Raw genomic sequence first — 18,579 nt, forward strand, 5'->3', positions numbered from 1 at the left:
CTTTCTCATCGACGTTGAGGGTTATTATGTCTACTTTTATTAGCAAATTAAAAATTACACTGGCACTGGTCGCATGCCCCACCAGTTTTTTAGCTGCGGCGCAGGATAAAATAACGGTGGGTGTTGATACGGCATTTGTCCCCTTTGAATTTAAACAAGGTGATAAATACGTAGGCTTTGATATCGACCTGTGGGATGCTATTGCTAAAAAAATGAATATAAGCTACGAGTTACGCCCCATGGATTTTAGTGGGTTAATTCCTGGCTTGCAATCGCGTAATTTAGATGTGGCAATGGCGGGTATTACCATTACCGATGCACGAAAACAGGTTGTCGATTTTAGCGACGGATATTATAACGCTGATTTGTTAATAGCGGTGAAGAAAGGTGATAATAGCATCACCCGCTTCAGCGACCTGGCAGGCAAAAAAGTGGGGCTTAAACAAGGCACCGCCGCCGCGACCTTTATGAAATCGAAATACAAAGCTAACTATATTGAATTTCCGAATATCGACAATGCCTATCTCGATCTGCAGGCAGGGAACCTCGACGCCGTGGTACATGACTCACCGAACGTGCTCTATTACGTGAAGACGGCCGGCGGTGGTAAAGTCAAATCCACCGGGGAAACCGATAGCATTTTGCCACAGCAGTATGGCTTCGCGATGCAGAAAAACAGCAGCCTGACGCCAAAGATCAACGCCGCGCTTGAGGCATTACGCGCAGATGGAACTTACGGCAAAATTTATGTGAAGTGGTTTGACAAACAGCCTAAATAACGTCTTCTGGCCGGAGAAATTCGGCCCATATTCCTTCTGAGCCGGTTTTATTATGAATTTTGATAGTCATTATATATGGCAATCCCTGCCGCTGCTGTTGCAGGGATTGCAACTGACATTGATTATTTCGCTGTCAGGTCTGTTGGGTGGGTTTATTATTGGTTTATTCGCCGGAACCTGCCGGGCGTTTGGCGGCCGGATCGCGAAAACGCTGTCGTTAGTGTTTGTTGAGTTAATTCGCGGTACGCCGATCATGGTGCAGGTGATGTTTATTTATTTCGCTCTGCCGATGATATTGCCTGTGCGTATCGACCCGGTTACCGCCGCGATTGCGACGATTATGATTAACTCCGGGGCCTATATCGCCGAAATAACGCGTGGCGCAATCTTATCAATCAATAAAGGCTTTAAAGAAGCCAGTCTGGCAATGGGATTATCGCAACGTAACACCATCTGGCATGTGATTATGCCTCTGGCATTGCGGCGTATGATCCCAGCGCTGGGTAACCAATGGATTATCAGCATTAAAGATACTTCGTTGTTCATTGTTATCGGTGTGGCTGAGTTAACGCGGCAAGGACAGGAAATTATTGCCGGAAACTTTCGCGCCCTGGAAGTGTGGACGGCAGTGGCGTTGATTTATCTGATGGTGACGTTATGCCTGAGTTTTCTGCTGAAGCAACTAGAGAAAAGGATCCACATTTTATGAGCATGGTTGAATTTAGCGCAGTATCTAAAAGCTTCGGCACGACGCCCGTGCTGCATGATATCAATTTGAAAATTGAAGCCGGAGAAGTGGTGGTGATTATCGGGCCATCGGGGTCGGGTAAATCGACGCTGCTGCGCTGTATCAATAAGCTGGAGGAGATTAGCTCTGGCACGCTGCTGGTGGCGGGGATGCATATTACCGATCCGCACGCCAACGAATGCGATATCCGCCGTGAAGCGGGTATGGTGTTCCAGCAGTTCCATCTCTTTCCGCATTTAACCGCGCTGGAGAATGTGATGTTTGGCCCCATTCGGGTGCGTAAGCAGAGTAAAGCGGCGGCACGCGAACAGGCGCTGGCGTTGCTGGATCGCGTCGGTCTGAAGGAGCGCGCTAACCACTATCCAGCGGAGTTATCCGGCGGCCAACAGCAGCGCGTGGCGATTGCGCGCGCGCTGGCGGTGAAGCCGAAAATGATGCTGTTCGATGAGCCCACTTCCGCGCTTGACCCTGAACTGCGCCATGAAGTGCTAAAGGTCATGCGCTCGCTGGCCGATGAAGGGATGACCATGGTCATTGTCACGCACGAAATTGGCTTTGCGCGTGACGTGGCATCGCGCTTGATCTTTATTGATGGCGGAACCATTGCCGAAGATGGCGCACCTGATATGCTGCTAAACGCGAGCACCAATCCGCGCCTGAAAGAATTCCTGCAACACGTATCCTGAACAGAAGTGGATAATAACCCTATGCAAAAAATAACAATTAGTGGCTCTCCGTTTGCCGTTGGTCAACGTTTGGGCGAGTTCGGCCGCCGCGCCTGGCATCAAAAACTGGTACATATTCCGCTGTGGCAAACGGTCATCGCGATGAAAGACAGCGCTCAAACCCAGGCGATGCGAGCCCTGGTTGAAAAGCAGTTTCCGCTGATTTGGCAAGAGCTGGCCGGTATGGCGGCGGGGTTACAGGCGCCGGTTGACGAAGTTTTCGCCTGGAACTGCCGGGGCGATTTAGTGCGATCCACGTCCGATGGCTGTACCACGGTAGCGGGGGCGAGCCCCGAGGGGGAGAGCATTATCGCCCACAACGAAGACGGTTTCCCGCAGTTACGCGACGATTGCGCGTGGGTCAGTATTTCACCCACCGAGGGGATGGCCTTTTCCAGCTTTGCATACCCAGGTTCGCTTTGCGGTCATACCTTCGCAGTCAATGCCCGGGGGATCGTGAATACCGTAAACAACATTCGCGCGCTGCACCGGCCCGTCGGTATACCGCGGCAAATCCTCGCGCGCGCTGCGCTGAACTCCGGGACGCTGGATGAGGCCATTGCCGTTTTAACCTCAGCGCCGCGTTCAGGCGCGTTCCATCACACCCTTGGACAGTGCGGGGATAGTCGTCTGTTCAGCATTGAAGCGACCGGCTCCGGTTATTCCGTGCGTTTGCTGGATGGCGTATTTGGCCATGCTAACCATTTGATCCACGAATCGCTCGGGGATGTGCAGCAGGTGATCACCGACAGTTCCGCCTCGCGCCAGGCTCGCCTTATTGACGAGTTAACAACGTCATCGCAACTGGATGCCGCTGGCGCCCTGGCAATACTATCCGACAGGCAGGATGCGGAACTACCGATATACCGTCTATCGCCGCAGGATCCGGATGAGGAGAATACCCTGGCTACGGCCCTGTTTGTGCTGAATGCCCGGCAGGTGGAGTGGCGCATTTTCACCCTGGATCGTCAGCAGGCCATCTTGCAAGGTGTGGTGAATGCATGACCTGCATGAAGTGAATGACGCGAATGCGCCGGGGTGAGTCTGGTGAAGACGGGCACCGCACGCAGGGCCGCAATAGCGCCATACAATTGCGGGTTCGGGAGAGAGAAGGCGTATTAAGCGCGGTGTGCCTGGGGCCGACAGGCTACGCCACAAGGGGGCAGAATGTCGGCCCAGGCTCAGAGGCCATGCGCTCAGACTTTAAGCAGTTTCACCGTGGTATCGATGTCAATCTCATCTTCCGAGAAGATCAATGTCGTACCCTGAAAAGTGGTGATCGCCAGTTTTTTCAGCGAGCGCATATCACCGGGCTTAACGTCGGATTTCGGCTTGATGCTGCTCATCAGGATCCCCACGGACAGCACCGCATTTTCTTTATCAATGCGGGTATCGGCAGGCACTTCTTCGCTGTAGACCAGGTAGGATTTGATCGACGTGAGCTTCAGACGCTCGCCGGCGATATAGATGTATTTGCTTTCCGGCACCACTTTCACCGCATAAGCTGACAAACCCTTGTTATTGGTGGTGGGTTCGAAGGTCACCGCCGCATCTTTCTTAATCAGCTCAGGATTGGCGACCTTAATCACATGAAAATAGCGGTTATCGCCGTTTTCATCTTTGATAAATCCAAAACCTTTATCTTTAAACCAAGTTGTGATCGTTCCGTTCATCGCCATTACCACCTACTTAATCATGTATTAACTCAATTTTTGCAGCGCGCAGTGTAATGCACAATGCCTGCGCAGACCACGCCTTTGGTTTCAGTCTGGACGATAAATTTGGACTACGCGAGAGAGAATGGCGTGCAGCAGAATAACCACACGCCGGTTTACCCTGGTCAGAGAGCCAGGGGAGCTACTCATTGCCCCATTGATTGAGGAACATCGCAATCTCATCGATCCGATCCGGATGAAGACCGGCTTCACGCGCCATTTCGCCCTGGGCCTCTTCGCTGATCTCCTCGTTGTTCATGAGACGCGTGAGCAGCAGCTGAAAATAGCGCGCCAGAGGATCGCGTTCTGATTCACTGACCGGCTTTGCGCATTCCGTCGCGTACTCATCGGCGATGTCATAATATTTTAGCGGTATTTCATTATTCATTCAGTAGCCCCTCAGGTTAATGCCGGCATCATTTGCCGGCGATCATAACATCCTTATTTCATTTTTTCTGCCACCCGCGCGGCGGCGGTCAGAAAGCGAGAAACGCCCGTGAGCAAGCACGGCCTCTTTGCGTTTTGCCGGGCGCTCTGACCGTTAACGGGAAGCGTGTCAGGGGAGCGCTTTCTTTTTATTCTCTGCGGATGGTAATGTTGCCCGATAACTCGTAACCCGATGCCGTTAATGAAGATATTGCTCGTAAGACATGGTGAAACCGAATGGAATGGCGTTAACCGCCTGCAGGGGCACCTTGATAGCCCGGTGACCGCGCGCGGGCATCGACAAATTGCGGCGCTGATCCGCGCGCTTGATGGCGAGAAGATCGATCGGGTGGTCTCTTCTCCAGCAGGTCGCGCCGTCGCGGCGGCCATGCCGATCGCGGCCCATTTTGCCTGTCCGATCCGCTTTGATTCGCGGCTTGTGGAACGGGGGTTGGGGCCATTAGAGGGCACGGTCTACCCACAACTTGATGACGAGAGGCGCAGGCTGTTCGAGACAATCTACTCCGGCGATCCGAATGTGAAACCGCCGCACGGCGAGTCGCTGACCGAGGCCGCCGACAGAACGACAGCGGCGCTGCTTGACGCCGCTGAGGCCGGGGATCGGTGTGTGTGCGTGGTTTCTCATGGTCAGGTGATTCAGGCGGTTGTCTCCAGACTTGACGGCCACGGCCTGGAGAACTTTCCCCGCTATGCGCATCTGAATGGCAGCTACTCGATCCTGGAGCGTGCTGAAGGCCGCTTATCGCTGGTGACATGGGGGATAGCCACCCATCTGCTGGTGCGGGGATAAGCGGCCAGCTTATCCCCTTATGGTCTTTAGTCGGTTTTCAGCATGCCGAAACTGACGATTCTGGAGCGACCCTGCTCTTTGGCCCGGTAAAGCGCGGCATCCGCGGCGCGCAGCAGGCTGTCGCTCTGGGTATGCTGCGGAAAACTGGCAATGCCTATCGAGACATCCACCTGGCCAATATCGTTGAGGCCATCGCGCAGGGTCAGGCTGCGGACATTGTCGTAAATCTCCTGGGCGCAGGTCCGGGCCGACTCTTCACTGGCGCCGGCAAGCAGCGCCAGAAACTCCTCGCCGCCGTAGCGAAAAGCCATCCCTCTGTCATGTACCGCGCGTTGCACAATCGCCGCTACGCTCTTGATCACCAGATCGCCGGCTTCATGACCATACCGATCGTTAATCATTTTGAAGTGATCGATATCGATCATCAGGCAGCTCAGCGGCGTATGGTTTTGCACCGCGAGATTGATTTGCGTATTCAGGGCATCATCCAGATGATGACGATTACGCAGCCCGGTGAGCGAATCGAACAGCGCTTTTTCCAGCAGCGCGCTGCGCAGACGCTGGTTTGCCAGCGCCAGGCCCAGCGCTTCGGCCATCAGTTCCAGATAGGCGCGAGAAGGGGCGGTGGCAGAGGTGACGTTCCTGAAGGAGAGCAGGCCGATCGCTTCCCCTTGCGCAACCAGCGGCACGCAAAGCGATTGGTGAATGCAGGCCTCGGGCAGGTGCGAACAGGCGATGTCTGGCTCACCATTGACCGGCGGATGGCTTAACCCCCGGCGCACGGCCCAGCAGTTGTCAGGGTAGAAGACATCGGGTTCATCCGGCGGCGAGAGCCATTGCGCCACGCAGCGCAACTGCCAGGGGTTGGTTTCGAGAACATACAGGCGTCCGGGAATCGCGGGGGCGATATGCGGAGCGAAGAGTTCGGCGACCTTGATGACATCCTCAAAAGATTCGCAGCCTTGCAGACGCTGGGTCATGCGCGCCAGCAATTCGCGAATCGCCCAGTCAGCATCCCGCTCTTGCTCAAGACGCTGACGCGCGAGGCCATTTTCGCGGAAAATACGGATCGCCTGGGCCATATCGCCAATCTCATCGATCTGCGTGAAGCGGGGGGCTTCGACGGCATAATCCTGTGAGGCAAGGCGTTGTACCACATCGCTTAAACGGACAACCGGGTACAATACCCGCCGTTGAAGGATAAACCCGAGGACAAACAGGAACATCAGCGCCGTCAGGGCGACCATGATTTCTGATAAGGTACGCCAGGTGTGCGATTTTGCCGTGGCTTGCGCAATGGCGCTGGCGGCCCGGCCTTCCAGCATCAGGCGGAAGTGATCGATCTGCGTCTGTACCCGGTCCAGATCCTGTTCATAAGGCTTGCCGTAGAGCAGGGCGATCGCCTCGTTGTCTGCGCCACGTTCAATACTGACAAGCGCGGTCTGCTGTTCATCCTGTAGCTCATCCGCTATCTGCAGCCCCTCGCGCAGCAACAGCAGCTCCTGGGAGGTCGCTCCCTGATCTTTCAGCTTTTCCAGCCGCTGCTCTATCGTCTTCAGCGAACGGGCCTGCTGGCGGTATTCCTGTAAGAGATCCGGATTTTTGTTAATGACGTAAGCGCGAGCGAGGTCGGATAATTCCCAGCTCTCGGTTTCAACCGATTCAGTTAATTGATCGAAGATCTGCCGCTGCTGTACGGCCCGGCGTTCGGCCGTCTCCGCGCTGGACGCCATCAGCATGGCAATACCGGAAGTGATGGTCAGGCAAACGGTGATCCCGTAGGCCCAGTTGGTCATGGTGGCGATTCTCACCCGAATTTTCCTTGCATGCAGATGAACAAATGAGGTCAGGTCTAATTATAGAACCCGCTTCGGCCCATTTCCGGGCAGAGGGTTAGCGGCGTTTTTTGCAAATAATCGTGCTATGCAGCGTATCGGCATGCTGGCATAACGTACAAAAAACATCTTTATCCAGGGCGCCATTTATAACATCGTTCTCTATCAGCTGTAAGGCATCCTGATAACGCATGGCGACGCGATAGGGGCGATCTTCGGTCAGGGCGGTAAAGATATCGGCAATGGCGATGATCCGGTCAGGCAGCTGCAGATAATCCTGATTCAGATGCAGCGGATAGCCGCTGCCATCGAGTTTTTCATGATGGTTCGCCGCCCAGTTAATGATTTCCCCCAGTTCGCTAAAGGTGCTGAGAATTTCACCGGTCATATAACTATGTTCTCGCACATGACGCAGTTCATCAGGGGTGAGTTCACCCTGCTTTTCCAGGATATCCAGCGGGATATTAATTTTACCAATATCGTGCAAATAACCGGCAATCTCGATTTTTTTACACTCTTCTTCCGGCAGATGCATATAGGTTGCCAGCAGGTGGGATATTTCGCCGACCATAATACTGTGGCTGGCGGTAAAACTGCTGTAGGTATCGACAATTTTGGCGATTAACAAACAAATATCTTTTAGCCCGTCGATATCGATGGACAGCTCGTTTATCGGGCCGATGATTTCCAGCATCCTCTGGATATGTCCGGGGTGAAGATGCAGCCAGAAATGCTCTTTTTGCGCGAGCTGGCAGACGGTGTCACAGAGCATCGGATCGATCGCTTGATGCAAGGTGCGAAAGGTGTCGATGATCATGTCGGGGTAATGATTGGTGGTGATATTTCCGCCAGAGAGCAGACGTTCAAAAGCATCGGCAAAAAAAACGATATGCTCTTCGAGGTTGCCTTTACGCGCCGGGTTAAAATGGTGATGGCGAATAAGAGGCAAAACGGGCGCGAAGGTGGGTAAGCCGTCGAGCATCTCGGCGCCCCGCTGCTGGTGGGGGTCTTCGATATTATCGATGTCATTCAGCGACGTAACGATTCGTTTATCGCCGAGCACGCCAATATCGTGAAGCAGCGCGGCGCAAAATATGGTCTGCTGTTGCGCTCGCGGCAGCTTCAGGGCCAGCGAGAGTTCGAGGGCAATTAACGCCGTGCGCTGCATATGCAACTGAAGTTCCGGGTTGATTATCTGTATAACGCGCGTGGTTAGCATCAATGCTGATTTTAAGGCGAGACGCATCGTTTTTCTCCATCCGCGTGATCGGGATAATATCGGCTCATTCTGGTGATCTGTGTCCAGATAACGCCAGCCGGGGGAAAGAGACGCCAGTACGCAGCGAAATGATCGGTAAGTAAATTCCGGGATAATTTCATTTATAGCAATACTCAAGCCCATAATGCGTGGCGACAAAGGCACATAAAGCGTGAAAAAAGTCTTTAACAGTCGTCAGTTAATCATTTTGCTCATAAAAAGAAAATACATTGTCGTGAGCCGGTTGCGTTATTTCGCCGCCGGGATGATAGCTGGCTATTTTGACCATTGGCAAAACGAATTTTAGAACCGGAACGATGATGGGGTGATGAACGCTTGCCGCCGCTGAAGGACGCGCGGTTTCTCGAAAGGCGTTGGCGGCGTGAAACCAGTACAGGGACTCAAGGCGCAAAGCCGCGCGCAAACGCCACCGTCACCGCCCATGCCGGGACGGTGACGGAACAGCAGCACAAGGTGTTCCGTCACCGCTGCATCATCAGAAGGTCATGGCGCCTTGCAGATACAAGGTACGCGGCTGACCGGCATAAATACCTTTGTTGTTATCATCATAGGAGCGGGTGTAGTACGCGTGGTCGAAAATGTTTTTCACGCCGAATGCCAGGTTGAGGTTGGCCATTTGCGGGCCAAAATCATAGGCGACGCGGGCGCCCCACAGCATATAGCCCGGAATGCGGCCGGTGCTGCCGTCAGCGCTCTCTTCCACGGTGTTGGCGTTGTCAGCGAACTGGCTGGACTGAAAATCGCTGTTGAGGTTGAACGTCCAGTTGCCCGGTTTGTAGTCCACTCCGATCGTGCCTTTATGCCTGGGCGAGAAAGGCACCTGGTTGCCGTAGGTGTCGCCTTTCTCACGAATGATGGCGTTGACATAGGCATAGCTGGCATAGACCGACAGGTTGTCCAGCTGCGAATTGAGATCGCCAAGGTCGTAACGCGTCCGGGTCTCCAGCCCGCTGTGCCGAGTTTTGCCGCGGGCGGTCACGGTATCGTTGGTCTGGTTGGCGTCGTACTGATTGTTAAAGTTAATCAGGAACAGCCCCATCTCTGCGCTCAGCGCGCCGTTGTCGTAGCGGCTGCCGACTTCCCAGGTACGGGCTTTTTCCGGTTCCACATGGCCGCTTTGCACAGCCTTGCCAATTTGGCTGTACTGTACGGTACCGAACGATCCTTCTGTATTGGCATAAAGATTCCAGCTGTCTGTGAGGTGGTAAAGTACGTTAAGCGCCGGCAGCGGGGCGTTATAGCTCACCTGCTGGCGGGTATCTTTCAGGTTGTTGTCCTGGTAAGACTCAATATGTTCGAAACGCATGCCCGGCGTGACCGTCCAGTTGCCGATATCGATGCGATCGTCGATATACCAGGCGTGAGCCTCGGTCCCTGAGCGGGTATCGCGGTCGTACGGACTGTTGGTGTCGGGTAGCTTGCCGCTGACGGTGGGGGTGGTGTAGCGCATCTCGTGCGTGGATTCATTTACGTAGCGATAGCCGACGCCGACTTCGTGAGCGGAGGCGCCGAGCATAAAGCTCTGGCTGTAACGCGGTTCGATGCCGCGAACCCAGTATTCACGCGGGGAAAGGGTTGTACGTTTTCCCTGCTCCAGATAGCCGCTGCGCAATGTCTGAGTATAGAAGCCCTGGATATTGAACTTGCGCTGCGCATCAGGCTGGAACTGGTAGCCGAGGCTGGCGAGCTGACGTCGTCCCCAGAAGCTATCTTTTAAGCGGGTGGACTGCCAGCGATCGGCAGCATAATCGGCGCGGGACAGACCGCCGGGCATATCGGCTTCGCCGTCATAGTACTGCAGCAAACTGTTGAACGTGTGCGTCGCGTTTGGCGCATATTTGCCTTTCAGCATCACGTCATCGATGCGCGTGGCGCTATGTTCACGCCAGTCGCTGCCGCGGGTGCCGGAATAGAGCAGTGCCGCCCCCAGTCCGTTATCGGCGCTACCGCCCAGCATCAGGTTGTGGGTCTCTTTGGGATTGTTCTGCGAGGAGTTCGGGCTGAGCTGTCCTTCCACCCCGCCCGCGATGGCGAAATCCTGCGGGATGGCGCGAGTGACAAAGTTCACGACCCCACCCACGTTTTGCGGCCCGTAACGCACGGCGCCCGCGCCGCGAACGACATCCACCGCCTCCATGTTGCCGAGCGATACCGGCGCCAGCGAGAGCTGAGGTTGACCGTAGGGGGCGAAGGGGACCGGGATACCGTCCATCAGCACCGTCGAACGGCTGGCGAGGCGTGGGTTCAGGCCCCGGATACCAAAGTTCATCGCCAGATCGTGGCTGCCGGTACCGGTATTTTCCGGCGCATTGACCCCGGGAATGCGATTCAGGACTTCGCGCATGGTGCTGGCGCCGGTTTTGGCGAAATCGTCGCGGCGGATAACATCGCGGGCGCCGGCGTGTTCAAAAACGTCGTTTTCCCGCGCCTCGCCAAGCCAGTCGCCGACCACCGTCAGCGTCGATTCCGTATCAACCGGCGCCGGTTCCAGCGTCCAGGCATGATTGCCCAGCGATTTCAGCCGCAGGCCGCTGCCGGTGAGCAGCGTTTGCAGACCGTCTTCCACCTCATAGCTGCCGCGCAGGCCAGCACTGTGTTTTCCGCGGGTCAGGCTGGCATCCGCTGAGAGCGTGATCCCGCTACGGGCGGCATATTGGTGCAGAGCGCTGTCCAGATCCCCGGCGGCAATGTCAAACTGCGTGGCGGCATAAGCGGACGCTGCGGTCAGCCCCGCGAGCGGCAGCAGGCTTAAACGGATTGCCATCACCAGAGGCATGGGTTTGCGTAATACGCGTAAAGGCGTCATGTGTTCTCCACGATCGTTTTTGGTTGTCATCACCTGTTAAGTCGAACGAGCAGGTGAAAAGGGACAATCGAGAAGGCGAATTTTTTGTTTTTTTCTCAGGCCGCGACAACAGTGACCCAGTAGCGGGTGGCAAACTGCAGTTTTACCGGCAGCGTCTGCGCGATGATATGCAAAATCGCATCGCTATCGCCCAGCGCAAAGGTGCCGCTCAGGCGTAAACCGGCGACGGCGGGATCGCAGCGTAAGACCCCGGGGCGATAGCGGGACAGGGTGGCGATCACCTCGCGCAGAGGCCGATCGCGGAAGCTGAGAACGCCCTGTGTCCAGCTGGCATCGCTGCTGTTCAGCGGCTGAAGGCGGGAGAAGGCATCGCGGGTAAACCACAGGCTCTCGCCCGCGTGGATAATCGTCCGCTGGCCGTCTGGCAGCGCCACCTCCACGGCGTGCTGTTGTACCGTCAGGCGCGTCTCACGGGTCAACTGACGGACGGTAAATTCGGTGCCCAGCGCGGTGAGTAAACCGTCGCGGGTCTGGACGCGAAACGGTCGCTGCTGGCGGTCACGGGCAGTGGTAATGGCAATTTCGCCGTAGCGCAGGCGTATCAGGCGCTGGCGGTCATCGAAACGCACATCGGCGGCGCTGTCGGTATTGAGCGTCAGCAGAGTACCGTCGTTGAGCGTTTGCCGCAGCGGCAGGCCTTTTGCCGTCCGGTAATCGGCGCGCAATCCTTCCGCCAGTTCACTGTTCCACATCTGCCAACTGCCGCCAGCGGCGAGCAGCAGCAGCACGCCTTTGAGCACCTGGCGGCGGGTCAGGCGGCTGTCATTGAGCGTCCGGCTGGCAAGAGGGCCGGGAAGTTGTCCCATCTGCTGGCGCAGGTTTTCGACCTGCTGCCACGCCCATTGGTGATCGCGGTGTTGTTGATACCACTGTTGCCAGCGGGCCTCCTGCTGCGGGTTGGCGCGACCATCGCTTAATACCGCGTACCAGTGCGAGGCGGAACGCAGAGCCTGCCGACGGGATTCGGATAACGCGGAACTCACAGGCCATTCTCGAGGCGAAAGAGCAGACAGTGTTCGGTTGCCCTGGCGACATATTTTTTCACCGAGCTTACCGAGACCGTCAGACGTTCGGCTATATCGGCATAGGTCAGCCCCTCCAGCTGCGAAAGTAAAAAGGCCGCGCGGGCTTTCCGGCTCAGACCATCAAGCATGGCATCGACCTGCTGCAGCGTCTCCAGTTGAAGGTGCAGTTGTTCCGGTGAAGGGGCCTGAGTTTGCGGGAGGCGGGCAAGCATCTCCAGCCACGCGCGTTCCAGCGCATGACGACGAAACCTGTCGATCATCACCCGTTTGGCGATGACGCACAGGAAGGATTTAGGATCGCGGATAGCGCTGAGGGATTCGCTGCCCATGATGCGCAGAAAGGTATCCTGAGTCACATCATCGGCGTCAAAGGCGGATTGCAGCTTAACGGTTAACCAGTGTGTCAGCCAGCCGTGATGGGCTTGATACAGCGAGGCGAGCGTGGGCGGTGTGACGGCGGAAAGCTGAGACATGATCGGCTTCAAAACAGGTTATCAATAGCGATATGTTAATATGAGAATGGTTATCATTACAATTAAAAGGGGGCGCAAAAATGCGCGGCGGCAAGACTAATTTCAATAAGTGATTGTTGCGATTATAAAATGTTGTCGATTTTACGCTATCAGGTCTCGGACCTGTTTCACCGACGGGTTAGCGCCGAAGAGTGGGGATAAAAAATGATAATTGTTCGTTATATACGAATAATATGCGATTTATTTGCCGCAAGCGCCAGACATTCAGCGGATTTATAAAATAAGGTGATTCTTATTTTATATATAGAAAATGAATGAAAAGATACGTTACATGCTATTTATAGATCCTGGTTCTGAAATATGGGAAATAGTTATATTGACTCGCGTGGATTCTTTAGCAACGTTTGTACTTTTACCCCTGCGCCGTCGTCAGCGGGTTGGCCGGTTGGCAAGGTGTCGCCGGCCAGTGATGACAGGGATTGCGCAGCGATATGCGGTGGATGAGTACAAACTGATTTAATTATGTGCAATCAGCAAATCGAAATAATTAGCGAGGAAAGGATTGCTTCAGTAAATATTTGTCATCAGATCTGCTATTTTATTTTACATTCTGTAACAACTGTGAGGGGGTTATGTTTTTTTCTGCTCAGGGATGTTTTTTACTTGCCGGAGTGAATTTAGCCGGATTACTATTGTCACAGTTGCCATACGTACCGCCTAACGACTGATGAATGGACTTCGTTTTTTCCTTAAGCGCTACTCATTTATTGATGTTTACAGGAAAAATCATGTCTTGCGCTTTTAATAAAAGTCTTCTGCACCCTCGCAACTGGGGGACCTGGTTTGGCCTGGCCATCCTCTGGTTAATCGTGCAACTACCCTATCCTCTGTTACACATCATCGGCACCAGCGCAGGGAAGGCGTCACGCCGTTTCCTTAAGCGTCGTGAACATATTGCCCGACGCAATCTCGAACTCTGTTTTCCGGACATGTCGCTGCAAGCGCGGGACAAGATGATTGAGCAGAATTTTATGTCGCTGGGCATGGGGCTTATCGAAACCGGGATGGCCTGGTTCTGGAGCGATGAGCGGGTGAAAAAATGGTTCGCCGTTGAAGGCTTTGAAAATCTGAACAAAGCGTTAGGTGCCGGGCAGGGCGTGATGGTCGTTGGCGTGCACTTTATGTCGCTGGAACTCGGCGGTCGTACCATGGGCCTGTGTCGGCCGATGATGGCGACCTATCGCCCGCATAACAGCCCGCTGATGGAGTGGGTGCAAACCCGCGGACGTCTGCGTTCGAATAAAGCGATGATCGATCGGCGTAATTTATCGGGTCTGGTGCACGCGCTGAAAGCCGGCGAAGCGGTATGGTTCGCCCCGGATCAGGACTACGGCCCGAAAGGCAGCGTGTTTGCGCCGTTCTTCTCCGTCCCTCAGGCGGCGACGACAAACGGTACCTATGTCCTGTCGCGTCTCTCCGGTGCGAAGATGCTGAGCATCAGCATGGTACGTAAGATGGACCGTAAAGGTTACACCTTGCACATCAGCGATGTGCTCAATGACTATCCTGGCGAAGATAAACAGGATGCGGCCAGCTACATCAACCGGGTGATTGAAAAAGAGATTCTGCGCGCGCCGGAGCAATACCTGTGGGTCCATCGGCGCTTTAAAACCCGCCCGCTGGGCGAAGGCTCGCTCTACTAAGCTAACCCGCACCGTAAGCGCTTTCAAAATCGCGGCAGTTGCGTTAACGTGAGCGCGATCGTGTTTTTATGTTGAAAGCGAAGGAGTGCAGCGTGTTCGCTGAGTTTGGTGTGTTGAATTATCTGACCTATCTGATCGGGGCTATTTTTATCATCCTGGTGCCCGGCCCTAATACCTTTTTTGTACTGAAAACCGGTATCGCGCACGGCGTTAAGAAGGGCTACCTGGCGGCAGCTGGCGTGTTTATCGGCGACGCGGTGCTGATGCTGTTGGCCTTTGCCGGCGTCGCGACCCTGATTAAGACCACGCCGGTGCTGTTTAATATCGTGCGCTATCTGGGGGCGATTTACCTGCTGTGGCTGGGAGGCAAAATGCTCTATTCCGTGCTGACTCAGCGGGAAGGGCACGCGGATGCCGGGGCTGAACCGGGGAGCGCGATTCTGAAACGCTCGCTGACGCTGAGCCTGACGAATCCCAAAGCTATTCTTTTCTATGTCTCTTTTTTCGTGCAGTTCATCGACGTCAATGCCAGCACGCCCGGGCTGGCGTTCTTTATCCTTGCGCTGACGCTGGAGGTGATTAGCTTTATGTATATGAGCTTCCTGATCCTGTCCGGTTCGTTCGTGACGCGCTACGTCAAGACCAGAAAGAAACTGGCAAAAATTGGCAACAGTTTGATTGGTCTGGTGTTTGTTGGTTTTGCCGCCCGTCTGGCAACCCTGCAATCATAAACCGCTGGCCGGTAGTGATCCCGGCCAGATCGCCATATCCTCTGGCTTGTAACAAAAACCCTTCAATTTTTATTGCATTAATGTTACATATACCGCCGATTATCAGTCGGAGAAAAGGGAACCTGGATGCTTGTGCAAAAACTCATCAGCAACAAAAACAGCAAGAAATTTTTCTTGTCGATAGGGATTGTGTTTGTCATCGCGCTCACCGTGGTGGGGCGAGCAACGTTTGGTGGGGTCGTTAGCGAATACAACATGCCGTACTCCGAATGGAGCACATCGATGTTTTTCCTGCAGGGGGCGATGGTGACCGTCTACAGCATCGTGTTCACGCTGCTGTTTTCGATTCCGCTGGGCTTCATCTTTTTAGGTTCTGACCGCCAGGACTAAAACGACGGGGCGAACGGACGTTCGCCCTGCTTCATTTCTGTTACCAGCCGCGGCCATCATAATGATGATGGTGGTGCCTGTGGTGATAACCGTCGTCAACAATACATCCCGATAACAGCGTGCATAGCGCAAGAATCAACGGTAACACGATCGGTTTTTTCATTTCTCACTTCTCCGTTGTCCACCGTCCGTGGGCAAAGAGCTTGCGGGATCGGCTGATGAAGTGAGTGTATAGCGTTAACTTATTGAGTGGATAGGATAACTCCGCAATAACACGCTGACCAATGATCTCTTGTCGCAAACACTACCACCAGCCAAACTGAACGCCGGCCAGGGCAACGATGGCGATGATAATCATCAGAATGGTGCTTTTTTTCATCACGCGCCGCCCGGAGCCGCGTAGCCGCCGACAAAAAACCAACTGAGAAAAATAACGGCGACGATAAAAATGGCCACCGGGAAAAGAATACCCAATCTCATGATGTTACCCCTGAAGCTAAAAATACGACCTGTCCTGCCACAAAATCATTAAGCCGTTACCTGCTATGCGAACAGCTTACCGGAAAACCTCGCTATCATACTGGATATCGCCAGCAGATTTTAATCAATATTCAGGAAGGCATTCCGCCGACGGGACTTTTTATCCTGATACATGGCGTCATCCGCAGCACGCAGCGCACTTTCGACATCCTGAACCTGCGGATTGACCTCAGCGACGCCAAAGCTGGCGCCGGGATAGTTAATCCGCTGTTCGCCAACACAGTAAATCCCACGCAGGGCCTCTCGCAGGGTCGCAATAAAGGTCTGTTGCTGCCCCCTGTCGAGCCCGTGGCTGACGACCAAAAACTCATCGCCGCCGAGACGTCCCACCAGGTCCCCCGGGCGAATATGCGCATTCAGGCGTTCGCCGATTTGAATCAAAAAGTGATCACCGCATTGATGACCGAAGCGATCGTTTATCGTTTTAAAATCGTCAAGGTCGATAAAGATCAGCAGAATATTACGCTGCTGTTCGCGCTCGCGGGGAAACATGGCCGACAGATGCTTAAACAGCGCCCGGCGATTGGCTAAACCGGTCAGTTCGTCGGTACAGGAGTGCATTTCCAGCGCCACGTTGGCGGCGCGAAGCCGGGCAACCAGCGTCTCTTTCTCGACGTAGTGAGAAATTAAGTTGGCGAACAGCTCCATGACCTGCGTGGCTTCAAGGTTATAGGGCTGCTTATGGCGGCTGGTTGCACACAGCGTGCCGTACAGCGAGCCATCGGCGAGGCGCACGGGAATGCTGAAGAAGGTGATGATACCAAGCTCCTGAGCGGCAATGCACGACTGCCAGCGGCTGTTGACATCGTTACTGAACCGGCAGTTTTCGTCGATTGCACGCTTACACAGCGACTCATTCCACGGCACCGAAAACCCTTCCGGGATCTGCATTTCGCTGCTGTTATGCGCATACAGAACCTGCTGGCGCTGCGCGGCTAAATCAAAACGAGTCAGGTAGGTCGACTCCATTCGGGTCACCAGCTCCAGCATCTCAAGCAGCTGCCTGACTAACATTTCGAGGGAATGTTCAGTGGCGAGCGTTTGCGAGACGCGAGCAAGAATAAAATCTGACATGAATGTACGGCTCCCGATCGCGGGTGGGGCCGTCCGTCATTTATGCTGGAAAACGGCTACCAACGAAGAGTAAACATAGATACAAGAAATTTAACATATTTGTTAAGGGAATACCTGCGATCGCAGCAGGAAAAAAGCCCCGTCGGGGGCGACGGGGAAAACTCATTGATTATGGAATGATCTGTTCTCTGGTTCGTTCGAGAACAAGCGCTACTCTAAGAAGCAAAAGTGCAGTTAAAATGGAGAAACCATGAAGAATCAGGGCAAATACGTGCTCTGTGCAAAGAAGGAGCAGAAATGAAGTGGATGATAATGATGCTGCCGCTGGCCCTCGCTGGCTGCGTGAAGCAACAGGATGCCCCGCCGCCGCCGCAGTCTATCGGCATGGCCAACCCGGCTTCCGTCTACTGTACTCAGAAAGGCGGTAGCCTGATTCCGGTTCAGACGCCGCAAGGCGTACGTACGGACTGCAAACTTCCCGGCGGAGAGACCGTGGATGAATGGACGCTATGGCGCCGGGACCATCCTGCTAAGCCTTAACCGGCAGGCTTTCCAGCCAGTCAGCCAGTACCCGCGCATGGTTTTGCCGGGTATCTTTGGCGGCATACAGCAGGGTTAATGGCTGTTGATGAGCCAGCGTGGCGAGGCGTAATCCTTCGTCTTGCCGGGCATCCAGCTCTTCGCGATACTGTTGACTGAAGCTGGCGAAATCGATCGCCTCGCCGTGCAGCGCTTTACGTAGCGCTGAAGAGGGCGAGAGCGATTTGCACCACTCATCGTAGCGCAACGCCTCTTTTTTCATACCGCGCGGCCAGAGCCGGTCGACCAGGACGCGGTAACCGTCGCCGGGCTGTGGCTGGTCATAAACGCGTTTACAGTGAATCATCGCTATTCTCTCTCTGTTGCATCCAGGCGAGGAGCTGGGGAAGCTGTCGCTCGGAAAAAACCGTGATTCCGTGTTCACGCAGCAGCGTTGCCGCCACGCCTGAACCCGGCTTTCGCTGCCCGCTAAACGTCCCGTCGTAAATGAACTGACTGCCGCAGGTCGGGCTGCCGTCGGTTAACAAGGCGGCCTCGCAACCGGCTTCCTGCGCCGCGCGCAGGGCCAGCCAGGCGGCCAGCTGATAGTGCGGAGTGACGTCCTGACCGTCGCTCTCAACGATACGCGCGCGGTCCTGCATAACATCCGTACCCTGGGCGTGAAGGATTTCGGCCGGGAGTCGGGGGACCGGCAGCCCGGCGGCGAGCTCCGGGCAATGAATCACCAGCCGACCGTCGCGCTGCCAGCGCGCCAGTACGTCGGCGAGCCGCGCTTTTTCGCTGCCATTATAGCGAACCTGAAAACCCATCAGGCAGGCGCTGACCAAAATTTTGCTTTTCATAGGCGGTCCATCATGATTTCTCTGCGCTATACAATAGCGCCTGCGCGCGGAAATTACCCGCGCGTAAAGCAAGCAGA

At 54.8% G+C, this 18,579-nt stretch carries 22 protein-coding genes; 9 read left to right on the top strand and 13 right to left on the bottom strand.

Going from position 1 to position 18,579, the window contains the following annotated elements:
- Window positions 1-26: 26 nt before the first annotated feature.
- Genes glnH through CWM52_RS15630 form a run of 4 tightly spaced genes read left to right on the top strand, consistent with a single transcriptional unit; the run spans window position 27 to window position 3,257 of the window.
- Window positions 27-779 (top strand): glutamine ABC transporter substrate-binding protein GlnH, encoded by a 753-nt coding sequence (gene glnH, locus CWM52_RS15615; RefSeq protein ID WP_100684917.1) that lies wholly within the window; start codon window positions 27-29, stop codon window positions 777-779.
- Between the two features lie 52 nt (window positions 780-831).
- Window positions 832-1,488 (top strand): glutamine ABC transporter permease GlnP, encoded by a 657-nt coding sequence (gene glnP / locus CWM52_RS15620; RefSeq protein ID WP_100684918.1) that lies wholly within the window; start codon window positions 832-834, stop codon window positions 1,486-1,488.
- 2 nt (window positions 1,489-1,490) lie between these two features.
- Window positions 1,491-2,213, top strand: coding sequence for a glutamine ABC transporter ATP-binding protein GlnQ (glnQ, locus tag CWM52_RS15625; protein WP_100684961.1), 723 nt, complete (start codon window positions 1,491-1,493; stop codon window positions 2,211-2,213).
- 21 nt (window positions 2,214-2,234) lie between these two features.
- A complete protein-coding gene (locus CWM52_RS15630; RefSeq protein ID WP_100684919.1) occupies window positions 2,235-3,257 on the top strand; it encodes a C45 family autoproteolytic acyltransferase/hydolase in 1,023 nt (340 codons plus the stop codon).
- A 191-nt stretch (window positions 3,258-3,448) separates the two neighbouring features.
- Here the strand turns inward: CWM52_RS15630 and CWM52_RS15635 are convergent, their stop codons facing one another.
- Both CWM52_RS15635 and CWM52_RS15640 read right to left on the bottom strand, forming a co-directional pair.
- Window positions 3,449-3,931 carry a cold-shock protein gene (locus CWM52_RS15635; RefSeq protein WP_100684920.1) on the bottom strand — a complete coding sequence of 161 codons (483 nt, stop codon included), beginning with the start codon at window positions 3,929-3,931 and terminating at the stop codon, window positions 3,449-3,451.
- Window positions 3,932-4,109: 178 nt separating this feature from the next.
- Window positions 4,110-4,355: a YmjA family protein gene (locus CWM52_RS15640; protein WP_100684921.1), complete on the bottom strand. Its 246-nt coding sequence runs from the start codon at window positions 4,353-4,355 to the stop codon at window positions 4,110-4,112.
- A 240-nt stretch (window positions 4,356-4,595) separates the two neighbouring features.
- On the opposite strand from CWM52_RS15640, the gene CWM52_RS15645 reads away from it, so the two are divergent.
- Entirely contained in the window at window positions 4,596-5,204 is a 609-nt protein-coding gene (locus tag CWM52_RS15645) for a histidine phosphatase family protein (RefSeq protein ID WP_100684962.1), read from the top strand.
- 26 nt (window positions 5,205-5,230) lie between these two features.
- Here the strand turns inward: CWM52_RS15645 and CWM52_RS15650 are convergent, their stop codons facing one another.
- The 6 genes from CWM52_RS15650 to fecI all read right to left on the bottom strand — a co-directional run bounded on the left by CWM52_RS15650 (window position 5,231) and on the right by fecI (window position 12,682).
- The gene (locus CWM52_RS15650; RefSeq protein WP_100684922.1) at window positions 5,231-7,015 is read right to left on the bottom strand and encodes a diguanylate cyclase; all 1,785 of its coding nucleotides are present in this window, start codon (window positions 7,013-7,015) and stop codon (window positions 5,231-5,233) included.
- Between the two features lie 82 nt (window positions 7,016-7,097).
- Complete coding sequence (locus tag CWM52_RS15655) at window positions 7,098-8,285, bottom strand: HD-GYP domain-containing protein (protein WP_100684923.1); 1,188 nt, start codon at window positions 8,283-8,285, stop codon at window positions 7,098-7,100.
- Window positions 8,286-8,496: 211 nt separating this feature from the next.
- Complete coding sequence (locus tag CWM52_RS26160; protein ID WP_133121752.1) at window positions 8,497-8,721, bottom strand: hypothetical protein; 225 nt, start codon at window positions 8,719-8,721, stop codon at window positions 8,497-8,499.
- A 72-nt stretch (window positions 8,722-8,793) separates the two neighbouring features.
- Window positions 8,794-11,124 carry a TonB-dependent Fe(3+) dicitrate receptor FecA gene (gene fecA / locus CWM52_RS15660; protein WP_100684924.1) on the bottom strand — a complete coding sequence of 777 codons (2,331 nt, stop codon included), beginning with the start codon at window positions 11,122-11,124 and terminating at the stop codon, window positions 8,794-8,796.
- A 95-nt stretch (window positions 11,125-11,219) separates the two neighbouring features.
- The gene (fecR, locus tag CWM52_RS15665; RefSeq protein WP_100684925.1) at window positions 11,220-12,167 is read right to left on the bottom strand and encodes a ferric citrate uptake sigma factor regulator FecR; all 948 of its coding nucleotides are present in this window, start codon (window positions 12,165-12,167) and stop codon (window positions 11,220-11,222) included.
- Window positions 12,164-12,682, bottom strand: a complete 519-nt coding sequence (gene fecI, locus CWM52_RS15670) for a ferric citrate uptake sigma factor FecI (protein WP_100684926.1) — start codon at window positions 12,680-12,682, stop codon at window positions 12,164-12,166. Before fecI ends, fecR begins: the two co-directional genes overlap by 4 nt.
- A gap of 788 nt (window positions 12,683-13,470) precedes the next feature.
- Between fecI and lpxP the strand changes: the two genes are divergently transcribed.
- The 3 genes from lpxP (at window position 13,471) to CWM52_RS15685 (ending at window position 15,506) form a co-directional block, all read left to right on the top strand.
- A complete protein-coding gene (lpxP, locus tag CWM52_RS15675) occupies window positions 13,471-14,385 on the top strand; it encodes a kdo(2)-lipid IV(A) palmitoleoyltransferase (RefSeq protein ID WP_100684927.1) in 915 nt (304 codons plus the stop codon).
- 92 nt (window positions 14,386-14,477) lie between these two features.
- Window positions 14,478-15,116, top strand: a complete 639-nt coding sequence (gene leuE / locus CWM52_RS15680) for a leucine efflux protein LeuE (RefSeq protein WP_100684928.1) — start codon at window positions 14,478-14,480, stop codon at window positions 15,114-15,116.
- Window positions 15,117-15,242: 126 nt separating this feature from the next.
- A complete protein-coding gene (locus CWM52_RS15685) occupies window positions 15,243-15,506 on the top strand; it encodes a DUF2534 family protein (RefSeq protein ID WP_100684929.1) in 264 nt (87 codons plus the stop codon).
- A gap of 40 nt (window positions 15,507-15,546) precedes the next feature.
- Here the strand turns inward: CWM52_RS15685 and CWM52_RS15690 are convergent, their stop codons facing one another.
- The 3 genes from CWM52_RS15690 to CWM52_RS15700 form a co-directional block, all read right to left on the bottom strand.
- The gene (locus CWM52_RS15690; protein ID WP_100684930.1) at window positions 15,547-15,669 is read right to left on the bottom strand and encodes a hypothetical protein; all 123 of its coding nucleotides are present in this window, start codon (window positions 15,667-15,669) and stop codon (window positions 15,547-15,549) included.
- Window positions 15,670-15,884: 215 nt separating this feature from the next.
- On the bottom strand, window positions 15,885-15,986 hold the full coding sequence (locus CWM52_RS15695; protein WP_100684931.1) for a YoaK family small membrane protein: 102 nt from the start codon (window positions 15,984-15,986) through the stop codon (window positions 15,885-15,887).
- A gap of 120 nt (window positions 15,987-16,106) precedes the next feature.
- Window positions 16,107-17,120: a sensor domain-containing diguanylate cyclase gene (locus CWM52_RS15700; protein WP_100684932.1), complete on the bottom strand. Its 1,014-nt coding sequence runs from the start codon at window positions 17,118-17,120 to the stop codon at window positions 16,107-16,109.
- Between the two features lie 297 nt (window positions 17,121-17,417).
- Between CWM52_RS15700 and CWM52_RS15705 the strand changes: the two genes are divergently transcribed.
- Entirely contained in the window at window positions 17,418-17,660 is a 243-nt protein-coding gene (locus tag CWM52_RS15705) for a DUF333 domain-containing protein (protein ID WP_100684933.1), read from the top strand.
- Here CWM52_RS15705 and CWM52_RS15710 read toward each other — a convergent pair.
- Window positions 17,650-18,006 carry a DUF488 domain-containing protein gene (locus CWM52_RS15710; protein ID WP_100684934.1) on the bottom strand — a complete coding sequence of 119 codons (357 nt, stop codon included), beginning with the start codon at window positions 18,004-18,006 and terminating at the stop codon, window positions 17,650-17,652. The two genes, CWM52_RS15705 and CWM52_RS15710, sit on opposite strands and share 11 nt — an antisense overlap.
- Window positions 17,993-18,502 carry a DUF523 domain-containing protein gene (locus CWM52_RS15715; protein ID WP_100684935.1) on the bottom strand — a complete coding sequence of 170 codons (510 nt, stop codon included), beginning with the start codon at window positions 18,500-18,502 and terminating at the stop codon, window positions 17,993-17,995. Before CWM52_RS15715 ends, CWM52_RS15710 begins: the two co-directional genes overlap by 14 nt.
- Window positions 18,503-18,579 lie beyond the last annotated feature (77 nt).

The organism is Raoultella sp. T31, from assembly GCF_002806725.1.
GTDB lineage: Bacteria > Pseudomonadota > Gammaproteobacteria > Enterobacterales > Enterobacteriaceae > Klebsiella > Klebsiella electrica.